The organism is Gluconacetobacter entanii (genome assembly GCF_013155425.1).
GTDB classification, from domain to species: Bacteria; Pseudomonadota; Alphaproteobacteria; order Acetobacterales; family Acetobacteraceae; genus Novacetimonas; species Novacetimonas entanii.
The window spans coordinates 39,957-58,653 of record NZ_JABJWD010000044.1 but is presented as its reverse complement, the minus strand read 5'-3'; the positions used below and the strand labels follow the sequence as shown (position 1 = coordinate 58,653).

Below are 18,697 nucleotides of genomic sequence, written 5' to 3'. Positions count from 1 at the left end.
AAAGCTTGGTCACGGGGGCGGGTTCGATGTATAACACTCCTTCAACGCGTGACCCTGTTGTGGAGCATCTGTCCGGCATGTCTGACCCATCCAATCCCGATCAGAAACACGATGCCGAAGCGGGGGATATTCCCGTCACGGCTGCGGATTATGATGCGGCCTCCATCTCGGTTCTCAAGGGGCTGGACGCGGTGCGCAAGCGCCCGGGCATGTATATCGGCGACACCGACGATGGTTCCGGCCTGCACCACATGGCGTTCGAGATCATCGACAACGCGGTGGACGAGGCACAGGCCGGTTATGCGACCACCTGCATCGTGACGCTCAATGGTGACGGCAGCGTCACCGTGCGCGACAACGGGCGCGGAATCCCGACCGACATGCATCATGAGGAAGGGATCAGCGCCGCCGAGGTCGTGCTGACGAAGCTGCATGCGGGCGGCAAGTTCAACCAGAATTCCTACAAGGTCTCCGGCGGCCTGCATGGCGTGGGCGCTGCGGTCGTCAACGCCCTGTCCGAATGGATGGAGGTGCGGATCTGGCGCAACGGCAAGGAGCACATGATCCGCTTCCGCGCCGGTGAGCGCGAGGCGCCGCTGAGCGTCGTGGGCGACAGTGACGAACCGCGCGGCACGCAGGTCACCTTCAAGCCGAGCGCCGAGACCTTTGCCATCGTCGAATTCCAGTTTTCCGTGCTGGAGCGGCGGCTGCGCGAACTGGCGTTCCTCAATTCCGGCCTGGCCATCATCCTGCGTGACGAGCGCCATACCCCCGCGCGGGAGGAATCGTTCCATTACGAAGGGGGGCTGTCCGCCTTTGTCGAATGGCTTGACCATGGCAAGACCCCGATCGTGGAGCCGCCGATCACCGGCAGCCTGCAGAACGAGGAAAACGGCATCAAGGTCGAATTCGCCCTGACATGGAACGACAGTTTCCATGAAACGATGCTGTGCTTCACCAACAACATCCCCCAGCGTGACGGCGGCTCCCACCTTGCCGGGTTCCGCCAGGCCCTGACGCGCATCGTCGGCCGCTATGCCGAGGCGAATGCGTCGAAGAAGGATTCCCACGCGCTGGCGGGCGAGGACATGCGCGAGGGCCTGACGGCGGTGCTGTCGGTCAAGGTGCCCGATCCCAAATTCTCCTCGCAGACCAAGGACAAGCTGGTGTCGTCGGAGGTGCAGCCCGTGGTGCATGCCGCCGCCGCCGACATGATTTCCCACTGGTTCGAGACGCATCCCAAGGAAGCGCGCCAGATCGTGGCGAAGGTGATGGACGCCGCCGCCGCGCGTGAGGCGGCGCGGCGCGCGCGCGAACTGACGCGGCGCAAGGGGGTGCTCGATATTTCCTCGCTTCCGGGGAAGCTTGCTGACTGTCAGGAACGCGATCCGGCCAAGTCCGAACTGTTCATCGTGGAGGGTGACTCCGCAGGGGGCACGGCCAAGCAGGGACGTGACCGCCGGTTCCAGGCGATCCTGCCGCTGAAGGGCAAGATCCTCAATGTGGAGCGCGCGCGATTCGACCGCATGCTTGGCTCGGCGGAAATCGGCACGCTGATTACGGCGCTCGGCACGGGCATCGGGCGGGGCGACGTGGAACATGGCGGTTTCTCGCTGGAAAAACTGCGCTACCACCGCATCGTCATCATGACGGACGCCGACGTGGACGGATCGCACATCCGCACGCTGCTGCTGACGTTCTTCTTCCGGCAGATGCCCGAACTGATCGAAAACGGCTACCTCTACATCGCGCAGCCGCCGCTGTACCGCGCCAAGCGCGGCAATGACGAGCGGTACCTCAAGGATGATGCGGCGCTGGAGGAATACCTGCTCGACAAGGCGCTGGCGCATGCGACCCTGCGCTATGCCGACGGGCGCGAGGTGACGGGCGATGCACTGCGGACCGAGGTCGCCTTCATCCGCGATGTCGCGCGCGCCCTGTCGCGGCTTGCGGTGCGCGCGCCGGTCTGGATCCTTGAACAGGCGGCCATTGCCGGTGCGCTGTCGGCCAATCCGGCGGCCACACCGGAGCGGGTCATCGAACTTCAGTCGCGGCTTGATGCCGTCTCCGCGGAATCGGAGCGTGGGTGGAAGGTCGCGGCGAGCGCTGACGGACTGGAAATGGCGCGCAGCGTGCGTGGCGTGGGCGAGGTCTATCGCCTTGATCCCGCGACCCTGCGCAGTGCGGAGGTCCGCTGGCTGTCCGAACACCATGACCGTATCGCGGCCGATTTCGGCAGCAGGGTGGAACTGTCACTCGACAGCCAGACCCTCACGCTCGACGGTCCGGCCTCGGTCTATGAACGCATCATCGCGCAGGGGCGACGCGGGCTTTCGATCAACCGGTTCAAGGGACTGGGTGAAATGAACGATGCGCAGTTGTGGGAAACCACGCTTGATCCCGCCATGCGCACGCTGCTTCAGGTGCGGGTGGGCGATGTGGAGAACGCGGCGCAGGTATTCTCCACCCTGATGGGCGATGTGGTCGAACCGCGTCGCGACTTCATCGTCGGCAACGCGCTGAAGGTCGCGAACCTCGACGTCTGAGGGCAGGGATCAGTCGGGGAGCAGGTCGCGGGCGATATGCGGGATTTCGGAAATGGAATCCGCGCCTGCGGTCGCCCCGGCCTCCATTTCCGGCGCGCCATATCCCCACCGGGCGAAGATGCCGCGCACATGCGCACCCGTTGCGGCGGCGATGTCGTTGCGGTGGTCGCCCACCATGATCGTGCGTCCGGGCACGCCGCCCGCCATTTCGATCGTGCCAAGCAGGTGGCGCGGGTCGGGCTTGCGCACGGCGAAGCTGTCACCGCCGCCCACCGCGTCGAACCACGGGTCCAGTTTCATGACACGCAGGATGTGCCGTGCCGCCGCCACCGGCTTGTTGGTGCAGACCGCAAGCTTCCATCCCGCGCCCTTCAGGGCCGACAGGGTGGCGCGGGTGCCGGTGAAGGGATGCGACAGGTCGGTCGAATGTGGGGTATAATCCGCCATGTAACGGCCGACGGCGTCATCGGGGTCGATGCCGCGCGCCGCATCGCCCGCATGCGCCAGCAGGCGACGCACCAGCACGCCTACGCCATCGCCGATCATGGGGCGCAGGGTGTCGGGAGTAATGGGGGGCAGGCCATAGTGATGCAGAAGGCGACAGGCGCAGGCAGCAAGGTCCGGCAGGCTGTCGATCAGCGTGCCGTCCATGTCGAAAACCGCCAGGCGGGGGGGAAGGGCAGGCATCCGGCACTCCTCGGTGGCTCTTGTGGTAGCAATCGGAAAATCTAAGTGATGGTATCTTGTTCCTCTCCGGGTTTGACAGGTCTGCCGGGCGGGGGCTACCCGCAAAAAGTCATGAGCACCATTCCATCTTCCCCATCCTCGCCTTCCCCGTCCCGTCAGGCCACGGCGGTCATCCTTGCCGCCGGGCGGGGCACGCGCATGCGTTCCGAACGGCCCAAGGTCATGCATCCGCTTGCGGGGCGGCCGATGCTGCGCCATCTGCTCGATAACGCCGAACAGGTGTTCGACCATATCGTGGTCGTCGTCGGTCCGGGGATGGAGGATGTCGCGGCCCTCGCCGCGCCGCATGCGGTGGTGGTGCAGGCCGACCGCCTTGGCACCGCGCACGCGGCGCTGCAGGCGGAGGCGTATTTCGGCACGGGCGATGTCGCGGTGCTGTATGGCGACAACCCGCTGATTACCGCGCAGACCATGCGCGACCTGCTCGCCTGCCGCAGGCAGCCGGGCGTGGGCCTTGCGCTGCTGGCGATGCGGCCCGCCCATCCGGGGCGGTACGGCCGCGTCGTGACGCAGGGTGACGATGTGGTGCGGATTGTCGAATGGGCCGACGCCACGCCGCAGGAACGCGCTATCGACCTGTGCAATGCGGGCGTGCTGTGCGCCGATGCGCAGGATTTCCGCCGCTGGCTCAATGAGGTGCGCAACGACAATGCGCAGGGTGAATACTACCTTGGCGACGTGGTGACGCAGGCCGTGGCCGATGGCGTGTGCGTGCGCGCCGTCGTGGCGTCGGAGGACGAACTGCGCGGCATCAATTCGCGCGCCGAACTCGCCGTGGCGGAGGCCAGCGTGCAGCGGCGCCTGCGCCATGACGCGATGGAAAAGGGCGTGACGCTGGTGGCGCCGGACACGGTGTTCCTGTGCACTGATACGGTGCTGGCCCCGGACGTGGTCATTCATCCGCATGTCGTCTTCGGCCCCGGTGTCACGGTGGAGCGCGACGTGGAGGTCCGCTCCTTCTCCCATCTGGAAGGATGCGTGGTCCGGCAGGGCGCGCTGATCGGGCCATATGCCCGCCTGCGTCCCGGCAGCGATGTCGGCGCGCGCGCCCATGTCGGCAACTTCGTCGAACTCAAGGCCACGACGCTGGGCGAGGGGGCGAAGGCCAATCACCTGACCTATCTGGGCAATGCGCAGGTGGGCGCGCGGACCAATGTCGGTGCAGGGACCATCACCTGCAATTACGATGGCGTGTTCAAGCACACGACCGTCATTGGTGAAGGCAGCTTCATCGGGTCGGATTCGATCCTTGTGGCGCCAGTGACGCTGGGGGCAGGGGTAATCACCGCGGCCGGAAGCGTGATTACAAAGGACGTGCCCGACGACGCCATGGCGTTCGGACGGGCGGGGCAGGACAACAAGGCCGGATACGCAAGGGCCTTTCGCGACCGGCTCAAGGCAGCGAAGGAGCGTGGCTGATGTGTGGCATTGTCGGTGTCGTTGGCAGGAATCAGGCCACCCCGGTCATTTTCGACGCGCTGCGTCGCCTTGAATATCGCGGCTATGACTCGGCGGGGATCGCGACGCTGGAAAATGGCCATGTAGAGCGTCGTCGTGCGGCGGGCAAGCTTGACCACCTCGCCAGCGTGCTGGCGCGCGTGCCGCTGCCCGGGGTGACGGGAATCGGGCATACGCGCTGGGCCACGCATGGCGCGCCGACGGAAAACAACGCCCACCCGCATGGCACCGAACGCGTCTCGGTCGTGCATAACGGCATCATCGAGAATTTCGAGGAGCTGCGCCGCGAACTTGAGGCGGCGGGCCAGACCTTCTCCACCGATACCGACAGCGAGACGATCGCGCAGATGATCGATTATCACCTGCGCCGTGGCCTCTCCCCGCGCGATGCGGCGCATGAGACGCTGAAACGTCTGGAGGGGGCCTATGCGCTGGCGATGATCTTTGCCGGGCATGACGGCATGGTCATCGGTGCCCGCCATGGCGCGCCGCTGGTGGTGGGGTTTGGCGAGGACGAGATGTTCCTCGGCTCCGACAGCCTTGCGCTGGCGCCGCTGACGCGCCGCATCGCCTATCTCGATGACGGGGACTGGACCATCGTGACGCCGCAGGGGGCGGAGTTCTTCGACATGGAGGGCAGGTCCGTCACGCGCCCCATCCGCACCACCGCGCTGATCGCGGGATCGGTGGGCAAGGATGGGTACCGGCATTACATGGAAAAGGAACTGCACGAACATCCCGTCGTGATCGGACAGACGCTGCAGCGCCTGATCGACCCCGCCACGCGGCGCGTCGTGCTGCCGGACCTGCCGTTCGACCTGGCCACGGTGCCGCGCGCGGTGGTGACGGCATGTGGTTCCGCCTTCTATGCCGGGATGATCGGCCGCTACTGGCTGGAGCAGTATGCGCGCCTGCCGGTCGATATCGATGTGGCGAGCGAGATGCGCTATCGCGATCCGCCGCTGGTGCCCGGTGGGCTTGGGCTGCTGATTTCCCAGTCGGGGGAGACGGCGGACACGCTGGCCGCTCTGCGCGGGATGCGCCAGGCAGGGCAGCATATCGTCTCTGTCCTCAATGTGGAGCAGAGCACCATGGCGCGCGAAAGCGACGCGGTGCTGGGCACGGTGGCGGGGCCTGAAATCTCGGTCGCGAGCACCAAGGCGTTCACGGCGCAGCTTTCGGTCCTTGCCTGCCTGACGGTCGCACTCGGGCGCGCGCGCGGGCATCTGGACGCCGCCGCCGAGGAGGCGATGGTCACCGCGCTCCTCGACCTGCCAAGCCGCGCGAACGAGGTGTTCGAGCAGCGCGACGCGATCCGCCGCATGGCCGCCATCGTCGCCGGCGCGCGCGACGTGCTGTATCTGGGACGCGGGTCGTCCTTTCCGGTGGCGCTCGAAGGGGCGCTCAAGCTCAAGGAAATCACCTACATCCATGCGGAGGCCTACGCCGCGGGCGAGATGAAGCATGGCCCCATCTCCCTGATCGACCGCACGGTGCCGGTGGTCGCGACCGTGCCGTCGGGCCGCCTGTTCGACAAGACGCTGTCGAACCTGCAGGAGGCGAAGGCGCGTGGCGGGCGACTGCTGGTCTTTACCGACACGCAGGGCGCGCCCCGCCTGCGCGATGTGGCGGAAGTGGTGGTGGAGGTTCCCACGGTGGACGAATTCACCGCCCCCATCGTGCAGACCATCCCGGTGCAGATACTCGCCTACGAAGTGGCGCTGCTGAAGGGGACGGACGTGGACCAGCCACGCAACCTCGCCAAATCGGTCACGGTGGAATAGCGTTCCCGCCCCCACGACAGATCAAGGATCCAGCCGATGTCACAGCCGCCGCACATGTCTGCCGAGTCCGCGCCATCCGCCCACGGCCCGTCCGTGCTGGTGCTTGGCGCGGGGGTTTCGGGCATGACGGCCGCCGTGACCCTGGCCGAACGCGGCGCGCGCGTGGTGGTGCATGAACGCGGGCCACGCATCGGTTCCGGCGCGTCGTGGAAGGCGGGCGGGATGCTCGCCCCGTGGTGCGAGGCGGAGTCCGCGACGCCGGAGGTGACGGCGCAGTCGCTATCCTCGCTCGACTGGTGGGATGCGCATGTGCCCGACGTGGTGCGCAACGGCACGCTGGTGCTGGCGCCCGCGCGCGATGTGGGCGAAATCGCGCGGTTCGGGCGGCGCACGTCGCATTTCCGCACGATCGGGGAGGCGGAGATCGCGCAACTGGAGCCTGAACTGGGCGACCGTTTTTCCCGTGCGCTGTTTTTCGAACATGAAGGCCACGTCAACCCGCGTGACGCGCTGATGGCGCTGGGCCGCCGGGTGGAGGCGCTGGGCGGTCGGGTCGTGTGCAATGCGCCCGTGACGTATGACGAAGGGGCCTATGACTGGATCGTGGACTGCACCGGCATTGCCGCGCGCGACGTGATGTCGGACATGCGCGGCGTGCGGGGCGAGATGCTGCTGCTGCGCTGCCCCGATGTCACGCTGTCGCGGCCGGTGCGCATGCTGCATCCGCGCATCCCGGTTTACATTGTCCCGCGCGCTGACCATGTGTTCATGGTGGGAGCGACGATGATCGAAAGCGAAAACGCCGGTGGCATGACGCTGCGCTCGATGGTGGAACTCCTCGGTGCGGTCTATGCCCTGCATCCGGCCTTTGGCGAGGCGGAAATACTGGAAACCGGAACCGGCCTGCGCCCGTCATATCCGGACAACATGCCTGCCGTCCGGCGCGATGGTAAGCGAATTTATGTGAATGGCATGTATCGCCATGGCTTCCTACTGTCGCCCGTGCGGGCGCGGGAAGCGGCGGATATCGTGTTCGGTTCCTGATCGGCGCAAAGCGAGGAGAATGCGGATGAAGATCCTTGTGAACGAGGAAGTTCATGACGTTGGCGTGCGGACGCTCGACGCCCTGCTGCGCGAACTTGGCTATGGCGACGCCTGTGTCGCGACCGCCGTCGATGGCGATTTCATCGCCGCCGCCCGGCGTGGCGCGCAGCCGCTTCATGAAGGGTGCCGGGTGGAAATCCTGGCGCCGATGCAGGGGGGATAGGCACGCGACATGACCCGGTTTTATGGAACGGAACTGTCCTCCCGCCTCATGCTGGGGACGGCGCAATACCCTTCGCCCGAAATCCTGGCCGATGCGGTGCGGCATGCGAATGCAGGCGTCGTGACCGTGTCGCTGCGCCGTGAATCGGCGGGGCAGCGCGCGGGACAGGCATTCTGGAACCTGATCCGCGACCTTGGCGTGCCGGTGCTGCCCAACACCGCAGGCTGCCACAGCGTGCGCGAGGCCGTGACCACGGCGCAGATGGCGCGCGAGGTGTTCGGCACCGACTGGATCAAGCTGGAGGTGATCGGGGAATCCGATACGCTGCAGCCTGACATGTTCGCCCTTGTGGAAGCCGCGCGCATCCTCAGCGAGGACGGGTTCAAGGTCTTCCCCTACATGACGGAGGACCTGGTCGGCGCGGAACGCCTGCTGCGCGCGGGGTGCGAGGTGCTGATGCCGTGGGGTGCCCCCATCGGGTCGGGCAAGGGGCTGAACAACCTGTTCGGGTTGCGTGCGCTGCGGGCGCATTTCCCCGACATCCCCCTGGTGGTTGATGCGGGAATCGGCGTGCCGTCGCATGCGGCGCAGGCGATGGAACTTGGCTATGACGCGGTGCTGATCAACACGGCGGTGGCGAAGGCGGGCAACCCGGTGGAGATGGCCCGCGCCTTCGCCATGGCGGTGGAGGCCGGGCGCATGGCCTATGTCGCCGACCCGATGGAGGCGCGCGACATGGCCGTGCCCTCCACGCCCACGATCGGTCAGGCGGTGCTGGCATGAGGGCGCTTCCCTCGCGCATTTACCCCGTCGTGGATCGTGCGGACTGGATCGCGACCCTGGGGCAGGCCGGTGCAAAACTGATACAGTTACGGCTCAAGGACATGGACGGGGACGCGCTGCGTGCGGAAATACGCCACGGTGCCGCACTGGCGCGGGCGCATGGTGTGTGCCTCGTGCTCAATGACTACTGGCAGGTCGCGATCGAGGAAGGACTCGACTTCATCCATCTGGGTCAGGAGGACCTTGATGAGGCCGACCTGCCCGCGATCCGCCGTGCCGGACTGCGCCTCGGGGTCAGCACCCACAGTCACGAGGAACTGCACCGCGCGCTGGATGTGCGTCCCGATTATGTTGCGCTGGGGCCGGTATGGCCCACAAAACTGAAGAAAATGCCGTGGGGGCCGCAGGGGGTGGAGCGCCTGCGTGAATGGAAGCGCCTGGTGGGGGACCTGCCGCTGGTGGCCATTGGCGGAATTACGCTGGCGCGCGCGCCGTCATGCATCGCGGCCGGTGCCGACTGCGTCTCCGCCGTGTCGGATTTCATCCGCATGCCCGATCCCGCGGGGCAGGTCCGGGCGTGGCTGGAGGCGACGCAGGTGGCCGGGGACGCGGTCGGTGCGGGGGCCTGAAATTCTGTGTATTATCTGCAACGAGGATGTGGCATAAATACAATCGAGGTGTAGGCGGAATTTTCATGAACGACATGCCAGGTTAGGACGGCAGGCCGGCCGCCCGTCATCGGGACGGGTGAAAAATGGTGACGTGGCGTTTTTTATCCCCGCCCGGACGGGAAATCTTCGGGTGGCGGACATATTCTGTCCATGGTTGCACGACAGGATGGTCCGGAACGGGGATCTGGTTTCCAGAATTTGAGGGCGTTGAATGGCGATAGCGGGTCTTGCGGCAATTCTGATGGCGATTGCCATGTTGCTGGTGGTCGTCAGTACCGTACAGCCGATTGCCCGTCGTCTGGAACTGTCGGAAACGGTTCTGCTCGCCATCGTTGGCATTGTCATCGGCGGGGTGGCGGACCTTGTCCTGCGCAGCGCGCATCTGGAGATTTTCAGTGGTGCGGCTGAAACGCTGCTGGATTTCCCGCTCAACAGCGAAGCGTTCCTGCTGATCTTCCTGCCGATCCTCGTGTTTCAGGGCGCGCTGGGCATTGACGTGCGGCGTCTGGCGCATGAAACGGCCACGGTGCTGCTGCTGGCGGTGGTGGCGGTGGTGGTGTCCACGGCCACGATCGGGCTGGCGCTGTATCCGTTCGCGGGCCTGCCGCTGGCGGTGTGCCTGCTGCTTGGCTCCATCGTGGCGACGACCGACCCGTCCGCCGTGGCGGGGATATTCAAGGAAATTGGCGCGGCCAGCCGCCTGACCCGACTGGTGGAGGGGGAGGCGCTGCTGAATGATGCGGCGGCGATTTCCATCTTCTCCATCCTGCTGGCCTCCATCACCGCGCATCACAAGATCATGCTGGGTGGCGCGGTGCTGGAATTCCTGGTGTCGTTCGCCGGCGCGCTGGTGATCGGGGTGGTCTTTGGCCGCCTGACGCTGATGCTGATCGCGACCATCGGGGCCGCGCCCGCCGCGGAGATCACGCTGACGGTGGCGCTGCCGTACCTGTCCTATATCGTGTGTGACGAATTCCTCGGCTTTTCCGGCGTGGTCGCCACGGCGGCGTCGGGGCTGACGATCTCCATCTACGGCCCTTCCACCTTCCGGCCGCAGACATGGCGCTTCCTCAATGAACTGTGGCAGCAGCTTGTCTTCTGGGCGGGGTCGCTGGTGTTCGTGCTGGCCTCCATGCTGGTGCCGCGCCTGCTGGCGGGGATGACGCGCTGGGACTGCGTGCTGATCCTGATCGCGACGGGGGCGGGGCTTCTGGCGCGTGCGTCCGTGGTGTTCGGGATGCTGCCCATCCTTGCCGCCACCCGCCTGTCGCCGCCGGTGCCGACCCCGTTCAAGATCACGATGGTCTGGGGTGGGCTGCGTGGCGCGATCACGCTGGCGCTGGCGCTGGCCGTGACGGAGAACGAGCATGTCTCCACCCAGATCGCGCACTTCATCGGCATCATCGCCACGGGGTTCGTGCTGATTACCCTGTTCGTCAATGGCACGACGCTGCGTTATCTCGTGCTGTTCCTGAAACTGGACCAGTTGCCGCTGATCGACCAGGCGCTGCGCCATCAGATCCTTGCCATCGGACTGGGCGAAGTGCGCGACCAGACGCGCGAGGTTGCGGGCGAACTCGGCTTTTCACGCAATGTCACGAACTCGGTGGTGCAGTTCCTCGACCGTCGGGTGACGACGGAACAGCAGGCCAACACGTTCGATACCGCGCTGGGCGACCGGCAGCGCGTGACGCTGGCGCTGATCGTGATCGGCAACCGCGAACGCTCCATCCTGCTGGACCTGTTCCGCATACAGGGCCTGTCGCGCAGGGTGATGGAAACGCTGCTGCGCTCGGCAGAGGCGATGGTCGATGGCGCGCGGCTGGAGGGACGCTTTGGCTACGTCCGCGCGCTGCGGCGCAGGCTGAAGCCGTCGCTGCGGTTCCGCATCGCGCAGGCGATCCATCACCGCCTGCATTTCGACCTGCCGCTGATGTACTGCATGACCGAACGGTTCGAGATGCTGATGATCGCGCATTTCGTCTCCCTCTCCCTGACGCGGTTCATGCGCACGCGCATGGAGCCGACGCTGGGCGTGCGCATCAGCGAAATCGTCGGCGAGGTGCTGGGCCGTCAGTGCAAGCTGCTGGATGAGGCCCTGCAGACCCTGCGCCTGCACTACCATGGTTATTCCGAGGCGCTGGAGAACCGGATGCTGCGGCAGGTGGCCCTGCGGCTGGAGGAGGAGAAATACGACTCCCTCCTGTCGGAATCCCTGCTCAGCGATGAACTGCATCGTGAACTGCACCGCGATGTGGAGCAGCGGCGCGCGCATCTGGATTTCCGGCTGAAGTTCAACATCAAGGCCGGGATCGAAAGCCGTATCCACGGGTTCGCCATCTTCAAGGGGCTGCCTGACGGGGTGCTGCATGACCTGTCGATGAAGATGTCGCTGCATTTCTCCTCCCCCGGGGAGCGGCTGTACAAGCGCGGGCAGAAAGTCCACACCATCTATTTCATCAGCGCGGGCCTGGCGGAGACGCATTACGCCGAACGTGATGTCCGCTTTGGCGCGGGGGCGGTGATCGGCGCGGAAGAAGCCCTGACCGGTGCGCGTGTCGCCGCGACGAGCAGGTCATTGCAGTTCGGGCATTTCCTGACGATGAGTGCGCGCACCTTCCGCCGCCTTGTGGAGGAATATCCCGTTGTGCGTGACAACCTGATGAAGCTGGCGCAGGCGCGTGCGGACGGGGAACTGCCCGATGCACGGCTGCTGCCGGGGGAGGGCAAGGACAGGCCGGGCGTGTCGCCATCCGACGATGCGATCGAACTGGCGATCGCGCCTGTCACCTCCGCCCTGCCGATGCGCGAGGACACGGACCCCGATAAAAAGGATTGAGGGCAGGGGGATAATCCCTGCCCGCACAATCATCATCCAGTCATTAAGACGTTTTTGGTGAAGCTTTTTTCAAAAAGCTTCGAAAGATGCAGCCTTCGCGAAGGCTGGTGAAGAAGAATAAAAGTTTTTGGATATCGCCTTCTGATCCAAAAACCTTCATCCGACAAAAAACCGGATCAGAACGACTGCAGCAGCCTGTCAAGATACTGCAGTTCCTCCGGCGGCCGGGTGCGGTCGGAATCGCGGCGGCGCAGTTCCTGCTCGATCTCGCGCGCGCGTTCGCGGGCGGCCTTGTCGGGCACGTGGGTGTCACTGTCCATGCCCGCATTGCCATCGCCGGTCTTGCGGCCCAGCGGGTCACGCGGTTCCTTGCTGGCGCTGTCGGGGGTTTCTTCCTCGTCTGGCTGTCCGGGTTTCGACCCGCCGGATCCCTTGCTTCCGGCCAGTGACGGCAGGAAGATCGTCATGCCCTTGCCCGATCCTTTTGCCGACTGGCGCATCTGCTGGCCGCCTTTCTGCAGGTCCGCCAGGACCTTGCGTTCCGCCGTGGCGGCGTCGGGGTCCTTGCCCGCCGTCAGGGCGGTGCGCACGGCCTTCATGTCCGACAGCGCCTGCTTCAGCGCCGGGACATCCTTGCCGCTCAGGGTCTTGAACTCCTTTTGCAGTTCATGCAGCGCACGGGCCAGCGCATGCTGTGTCGCACGGTCGGCATGCTGCTGTTCCTCATGCGCTTCGGGCGTCTGGCTTTCGGCGGGGGGAGGCTGTTTCTGCGGGGCGGCCTGCTGTCCCGACGGGGTCAGGCCCAGTCGCCGCAGCAGTTCCGGCGTGGACAGGTTCGACAGGTCTTCGTCGTCATTCATGGTGTCCATGTCGGTCTGGCGCGCCGCCGCACTGGCCGCGTCCTGCTCGATCCGCTGCTGGGTGTGGTCCAGCAGGGTGGATTGCTGGTGGATCAGGTCACGCAGGGCGGCCTGCTGCTCGCGCATGTCCTGCTGTGCCTGATACTGGCGCGCGGCCTGCATGATGTCCTGCGGTGTCGCGTTACGCATCTGGCTGGCCATGTCCTCCATCTGGTGGAGCCTGTCCAGCGCATCGGCGGAACGCCCGTTGGCGGCGTCCTCCTGCAACTGCTGCATCATGCGCGACAGGTTCTGCTCCCCTGTCTGCGACATTTCGGGCATGGCCGGGATGGCGGAATGGTCGCGCATCGCCTGTTCCATCAGGGCCTGCATCTTGCGCTGGATCGCATCCTTCAGCGCCTGCACGCGGCGTTGCAGTTCGGCCTGCGCCTGCGCCGAATGGGTGGGTTTGCCGTCGGGTTCGCGCATATGCTCGATCTGCGCGTCGAGGGCTTCTTCGGCCATCTGGATGTCGAAATCGGCCTGGCTGTTGGCGATGTCGTCATGGCGGTCATGTTCGACATCCAGCGCCAGGTACCACAACCGGCCCACCGCCTGCTCGATGGCCTGCGCGGTGTCCACCTCATGCAGGCTGAGCAGGTAGGACACGCTGCTCAGGGCGATCATCAGGCCCGGACTGTGGGTCATCGGCGCGGAGGTCATGCCCAGGCCGTGCAGTTCCTCGCCTGCGGTAAAGCGGCTTTCACGGCCAAGGGCGAGGCGCTTGCGGATATCGAGCAGTGCCTTGGCCATCGGGTTGTGGAACACCCGCGCGCCCAGGCGGAAATGCACCGGGGCGGAGGTCGCGCTCATGCCGCTGTCGCTGGTCGCGACCAGCGTGGCGATGACATCCTCGCCCGCCCACGGGTCGGATGACAGGTCCGGCGTGGCCACGGCCTCGGCCGAATGGGGATGCCCGTTCAGCGGGATCGGCACCGACAGCACGCGCGCATGGGCCACATGCTCGTCCCCCGGCAGGCGCATTTCCACACGCAGCGAGGCAATGCCATAGGGTTGCGAGACCTTGTAGGGCAGGCGCGTGCGCCATTCCCCATCCGTCGCGCCGGGGTTCGCGCCCCATGTGACGAGGGGGGCGGGATTGGGCGTCACCTTCAGGTCCCACTGGCTCAGCACCCGTCCGCGTCCGCGCAGGCTCAGCGCGCCATCCGCCAGAAGCGGGGCCTCCACCGACCAGTTGGCCGGGTCCAGCGCATGGAATGTGTGGGGGCCGATGCTCGCGCCCTTTGTGGCCGGACGCGCACGCAGGACCGGCGTGCCATGCAGGCCTGTTACGGTTACGCTGAGCACGGCGCCCGCCGGGACGGTGGCCGTGCCCCTGCGTTCGTCAAGGAAGACCGGCGCGCCGGGGGCGTAGGAGGGCATGGTGATCCACGCATGGATCTGCGGTCGCGGTGCCTCCGCATCATCCGTGCCGGGAATGAACGCCGCCCCGATCCGTCCCGGTGCGCTTGGCCCGGCCCAGATCAGGCCGATCGCCAGCAGTGGCGCCAGCGCCAGTGTCGCCCATGACGTTTCGCGCCCCACGGGCCACAGTCGTGGCCACCCGGCCTTCAGCCGTCCGATCCGTGCGCCGGTGCGCTGCAGGTGGATGCGCCACAGGGCCTCCGCCGCACGGGTGGCGGCAGGGTCGGCCGAAGTGCGCGCAGGCGTGTCGAGCAGGGTCTGCAATGGACGATCCGCCAGGCCCGATGCCTGTTCGATACGCCGGTCGAGCGTGGCGTCGTCCGGCGCATGTCCCTGACGGTAACGGCGCAGGCCCCATGCCGCGCACCCCGCGCCCAGCGCCAGCAGTGCCGCGGCATGCACGCCATCGGGCAGGCGCTGGGGAATGCGCAGCAGGCCGAGGAGGGCGACGCCCCCCGCCACGTCCGCAATCGGCAGCATGATGGGCCACAGCCGTTCGACCCACAGGACACGCCGCGTCCGCCCCCGCACCCGTGCAAGGCGTGCGGCAAAGGAGGACATGTCCGACACCGATGCCGTCGTGGGGCCGCGTGCCGGTGTGCCGGCCGGAATGTCGCCCGCCTGCGTCATTCTGCTCCGGCGGGACGGGTCAGGGTCTCGGGGATGATGTCGCACTCCCACAGGGTTTCGATCTTCTGGCGCGCGCGGATCACGTCCCAGCGTGACCCGTCAACCAGCACCTGGGCTGCCATGGCGCGCGCGTTGTAGGTCGAACTCATGACCATGCCGTACGCCCCGGTATCAAGCAGCGCCACGCGCGCGCCATCATGCAGGCGGGGCAGGGTGCGGTCATGGCCGAACGTGTCGCCGCTTTCGCATACGGGGCCGACGACATGCACCTGTTCCGCAGGGGCCACGGCATCGCGGGCCGACAGCGGGATGATGCCGTGCCATGCGTCATACAGGCTGGGCCGGGCCAGGTCGTTCATCGCCGCGTCCAGCACGATGAAGGGCGGCATCCCGTCATATCCGCGCTTGCGCAGGACAACGGTGCTGAGCAGCAGCCCCGCAGGCCCGGCAAGCCAGCGTCCCGGCTCGATCTCCAGCCGGGTGCCCAGATCGCCAAGCTCCGCGCGGATGGCATGGGCCAGGGCCTCTGGCGCGCCTTCGGTTTCATGGCGGTAGGAAATGCCAAGCCCGCCGCCGCAGTCGATGACCTCCACGCCCAGGCCACGCGCGCGGATGGCGCGGACAAGGTCGGCCACGCGGGCATAGGCCGCGCGATAGGGCTGCATCCGTTCGATCTGGCTGCCGATATGCACCGCAACCCCGGCGGCATGGATGCCCGGCAGGCTGGCCGCGCGGGCGTAAAGCTCCACCGCGCGGTCATAGGGGATGCCGAATTTGTTGCCCGCAAGCCCGGTCGTGATCTTGGCGTGGGTGCCGGCATCGACATCGGGATTGATGCGCAGGGCCACGGGGGCCGTGCGCCCGCACGCCACGGCCACCGCCGACAGCAGGTCCAGTTCCTCGGCACTTTCGACATTGATCCGCGCGATGCCGTGATGCAGCGCCAGTTCCATCTCCGCCCGGGTTTTGCCCACGCCGGAAAAGACGATCTCGTTCGCGGGGATGCCTGCGGCCATGGCGCGGCGCAGTTCGCCGCCACTGACGACATCGGCCCCCGCCCCCTGCGTGCGCAGGATCTTCAGCACCGCAAGGTGGTCGTTCGCCTTCACCGCGAAATGGATGTCCACATCCAGCCCCGCATCACGCATCGCCCGGTCCAGCCGGTGATAGCGCGTGCGCAGGGTCTGCGCGCCCATCACCCATGTGGGCGTGCCCAGCGCATCGGCGATCGCATTGAGGGGGACATCTTCGAACACCAGCCCGTCGATGGCATGCATCGAAAGGGCAGGGCGCGCGGCCAGCAGGTCCTGTAATGTCGGGTCCTGCCCCGGGTGAGTGGAAAATGTGTCAGCCATCGCGACAGGATACCGGTTCACCCGGCAGCTTCCAAGGTGCAATTCATCGTGGTGCACGTCATGACAGGGACGAAGGAAAGGAAGAAGGCATCATGCAACATCACGACCCGGTGGCCCCGCATCCCGGACAACGCCTGACGGAGGCCGCGGTCACGGTGCGGGGCAATGCCCATGCACCCTATTCCGGATTCGCGGTGGGCGCCGCGGTGGAGGATGGGGACGGTCGCATCTTTGCGGGTTGCAACGTCGAAAATGCGGCCTATCCCGAAGGCACCTGCGCGGAGGCCGGGGCCATCGCCGCGATGGTGGCTGCGGGCGGGCGGTCCCTGCGTAGGGTCGTCGTGTGCGGCGGCGGGCCGCAGCCCTGTTTTCCCTGTGGCGGATGCCGGCAGAAAATCCGCGAATTCGCAGCCGCCTCCGTGGAGATCGACATGGTCGATCCGCAGGGGAATATCCTTGCGCGGCGTACCCTTGGGGACCTGCTGCCTGACGGGTTTGGGCCGGAGAACCTGTGACCGTCTGTCTTCGTGAAGAACCAAGGGCTTTCGGGTGCCGCCTTTTTTCTGAAAGGCGGCGTCCCTTTGAAGCTTTTTGAAAAAAGCTTCACCAATAGACTTCTTCGGATTCTCCCTTAACGGTCAGGTGCGGGGTAGCTGCGGTTGTAGGTGAAGTCCGAGCGCGGTCCCGGCGGCTGGGGCGAGCCGATTCGCCCGCAGGCACCCAGCATGCTGCCCACCAGCGAAAGCCCGATAAGGCAGGTCAGGACCCATGCGATGCGCCCCCGGCGCTGTCGTGCGTGGCGGGTGTTCATGCCTTGTGTGCTCCCTTTTCCGCCGCCAGCGCCTTCTGCCAGCGCCGGGCCTGCGCGCGCACATTGTCCGGCGCGGTGCCCCCATGGCTGGTGCGCGACGCCAGCGAGGCCTCCACCGTCAGGACGTCGAAGATATCGGCGGTGATGCCTGCTTCCTCGGCCTGCATCTCCTCCAGCGTCAGTTGCGACAGGTCCACGCCACGCGCCTCCGCCTTGCCCACAAGGCGGCCGGTGACATGGTGGGCGGTGCGGAACGGCAGTTTCAGGACACGCACCAGCCAGTCGGCAAGGTCGGTTGCGGTGGAGAAGCCCGACCCGGCGCACGCGCGCATCTGTTCCTCATTGACGCTGAGGTCGCGGATCATGCCATCCATCGCCGCCAGCGACAGGGCGGCGGCATCGGTCGCGGCAAAGACGGGCTCCTTGTCCTCCTGCATGTCCTTGGCATAGGCCAGCGGCAGCCCCTTCATCACCGTCAGCAGGCCGACCAGCGCGCCGGTGATGCGCCCGCCCTTCGCCCGGATCAGTTCGGCCGCATCCGGGTTGCGCTTCTGCGGCATGATGGACGACCCGGTGGTGAAGGCGTCGGACAGGCGGATGAAGGAGAAGGGCGCCGAACACCAGATGACGATTTCCTCCGCCAGACGCGACAGGTGCATCGCCATGATCGACAGTGCGGAGAGGTATTCCAGCGCGAAATCGCGATCCGACACGGAATCGAGCGAATTGGCCGTCGGGCGGTCGAAGCCGAGCGCGCGGGCCGTCATCTCCCGGTCGATGGGAAAGGACGTGCCCGCCAGCGCCGCCGCGCCAAGCGGGGATTCGTTGAGCCTGCGCCGCGCATCCGAAAGCCGCCCGCGATCACGGCCCAGCATTTCGACATAGGCCATCAGGTGGTGGCCGAACGTCACGGGCTGCGCCGTCTGCAGGTGGGTGAAGCCGGGCATGGGGGTCGCGGCATGTTCCAGCGCGCGGGTGCACAGGGTTTCAAGCAGGGCCGCGACCTGCGCATCGAGGCCGTCGATGGCGTCGCGCACCCACAGGCGGAAATCGGTTGCGACCTGGTCATTGCGCGATCGCGCGGTGTGCAGGCGCTTGCCGGCCTCGCCGATGCGTTCGGACAGGCGGGCCTCGATATTCATGTGGATGTCTTCGAGTGCCGTGCTGAAGTCGAAGGTGCCGGCCTCGATCTCGGCGGCGATTTCGTTCAGGCCCCTGCGGATCTCCGCCTCGTCCCCGGTGGTGATGATGCCGGTCTTCGCCAGCATCGCCGCATGCGCCAGTGACCCTGCGATGTCCTGCCGCCACAGCGCCCTGTCAAAGCCGATGGAGGCATTGATGTCCTGCATGATGGCCGCAGGTCCCCCGGCGAAACGGCCGCCCCACTGGGCGTTCGCCTGATGCGTGTTGGTGGTGTTCTTTTCATTTGCAGACATGTCGTCGTGCCCCAGCCATCTGTACGGACCCATCGGATGCCGCGCC

At 66.4% G+C, this 18,697-nt stretch carries 14 protein-coding genes; 9 read left to right on the top strand and 5 right to left on the bottom strand.

Features of this window, described 5'->3' with window-relative positions:
- The first annotated feature begins 77 nt into the window (after window positions 1-77).
- A complete protein-coding gene (gene gyrB / locus HNH97_RS08105; RefSeq protein WP_216657575.1) occupies window positions 78-2,546 on the top strand; it encodes a DNA topoisomerase (ATP-hydrolyzing) subunit B in 2,469 nt (822 codons plus the stop codon).
- A 9-nt stretch (window positions 2,547-2,555) separates the two neighbouring features.
- Here the strand turns inward: gyrB and HNH97_RS08100 are convergent, their stop codons facing one another.
- Window positions 2,556-3,233 carry an HAD family hydrolase gene (locus tag HNH97_RS08100; RefSeq protein WP_227744349.1) on the bottom strand — a complete coding sequence of 226 codons (678 nt, stop codon included), beginning with the start codon at window positions 3,231-3,233 and terminating at the stop codon, window positions 2,556-2,558.
- Window positions 3,234-3,314: 81 nt separating this feature from the next.
- Here HNH97_RS08100 and glmU point away from each other — a divergent pair, with 81 nt between their 5' ends.
- The 7 genes from glmU (at window position 3,315) to HNH97_RS08065 (ending at window position 12,095) form a co-directional block, all read left to right on the top strand.
- The gene (gene glmU, locus HNH97_RS08095) at window positions 3,315-4,712 is read left to right on the top strand and encodes a bifunctional UDP-N-acetylglucosamine diphosphorylase/glucosamine-1-phosphate N-acetyltransferase GlmU (protein ID WP_456305400.1); all 1,398 of its coding nucleotides are present in this window, start codon (window positions 3,315-3,317) and stop codon (window positions 4,710-4,712) included.
- Window positions 4,712-6,535: a glutamine--fructose-6-phosphate transaminase (isomerizing) gene (glmS, locus tag HNH97_RS08090; RefSeq protein WP_171790545.1), complete on the top strand. Its 1,824-nt coding sequence runs from the start codon at window positions 4,712-4,714 to the stop codon at window positions 6,533-6,535. Before glmU ends, glmS begins: the two co-directional genes overlap by 1 nt.
- Before the next feature lie 54 nt (window positions 6,536-6,589).
- The gene (locus HNH97_RS08085; RefSeq protein WP_110912904.1) at window positions 6,590-7,579 is read left to right on the top strand and encodes an FAD-dependent oxidoreductase; all 990 of its coding nucleotides are present in this window, start codon (window positions 6,590-6,592) and stop codon (window positions 7,577-7,579) included.
- A 25-nt stretch (window positions 7,580-7,604) separates the two neighbouring features.
- Window positions 7,605-7,802 (top strand): sulfur carrier protein ThiS, encoded by a 198-nt coding sequence (gene thiS / locus HNH97_RS08080; RefSeq protein WP_171790544.1) that lies wholly within the window; start codon window positions 7,605-7,607, stop codon window positions 7,800-7,802.
- A 9-nt stretch (window positions 7,803-7,811) separates the two neighbouring features.
- Window positions 7,812-8,585 (top strand): thiazole synthase, encoded by a 774-nt coding sequence (locus tag HNH97_RS08075; protein ID WP_110093970.1) that lies wholly within the window; start codon window positions 7,812-7,814, stop codon window positions 8,583-8,585.
- The gene (locus tag HNH97_RS08070) at window positions 8,582-9,214 is read left to right on the top strand and encodes a thiamine phosphate synthase (RefSeq protein WP_171790543.1); all 633 of its coding nucleotides are present in this window, start codon (window positions 8,582-8,584) and stop codon (window positions 9,212-9,214) included. Before HNH97_RS08075 ends, HNH97_RS08070 begins: the two co-directional genes overlap by 4 nt.
- A gap of 253 nt (window positions 9,215-9,467) precedes the next feature.
- Window positions 9,468-12,095, top strand: coding sequence for a cation:proton antiporter (locus tag HNH97_RS08065; RefSeq protein ID WP_171790542.1), 2,628 nt, complete (start codon window positions 9,468-9,470; stop codon window positions 12,093-12,095).
- A gap of 176 nt (window positions 12,096-12,271) precedes the next feature.
- Here HNH97_RS08065 and HNH97_RS08060 read toward each other — a convergent pair whose 3' ends face one another.
- Both HNH97_RS08060 and lysA read right to left on the bottom strand, forming a co-directional pair.
- Window positions 12,272-15,049: a DUF4175 domain-containing protein gene (locus tag HNH97_RS08060; RefSeq protein ID WP_244949362.1), complete on the bottom strand. Its 2,778-nt coding sequence runs from the start codon at window positions 15,047-15,049 to the stop codon at window positions 12,272-12,274.
- Window positions 15,046-16,404: a diaminopimelate decarboxylase gene (gene lysA / locus HNH97_RS08055; protein WP_110912903.1), complete on the bottom strand. Its 1,359-nt coding sequence runs from the start codon at window positions 16,402-16,404 to the stop codon at window positions 15,046-15,048. Before lysA ends, HNH97_RS08060 begins: the two co-directional genes overlap by 4 nt.
- 92 nt (window positions 16,405-16,496) lie before the next feature.
- On the opposite strand from lysA, the gene HNH97_RS08050 reads away from it, so the two are divergent.
- Window positions 16,497-16,919, top strand: coding sequence for a cytidine deaminase (locus tag HNH97_RS08050; protein ID WP_171790541.1), 423 nt, complete (start codon window positions 16,497-16,499; stop codon window positions 16,917-16,919).
- A gap of 116 nt (window positions 16,920-17,035) precedes the next feature.
- Here HNH97_RS08050 and HNH97_RS08045 read toward each other — a convergent pair whose 3' ends face one another.
- Together HNH97_RS08045 and argH are read right to left on the bottom strand one after the other, a co-directional pair.
- Window positions 17,036-17,215 carry a hypothetical protein gene (locus HNH97_RS08045; RefSeq protein ID WP_171790540.1) on the bottom strand — a complete coding sequence of 60 codons (180 nt, stop codon included), beginning with the start codon at window positions 17,213-17,215 and terminating at the stop codon, window positions 17,036-17,038.
- Window positions 17,212-18,651 carry an argininosuccinate lyase gene (gene argH / locus HNH97_RS08040; RefSeq protein ID WP_171790539.1) on the bottom strand — a complete coding sequence of 480 codons (1,440 nt, stop codon included), beginning with the start codon at window positions 18,649-18,651 and terminating at the stop codon, window positions 17,212-17,214. Before argH ends, HNH97_RS08045 begins: the two co-directional genes overlap by 4 nt.
- Window positions 18,652-18,697: the final 46 nt, after the last annotated feature.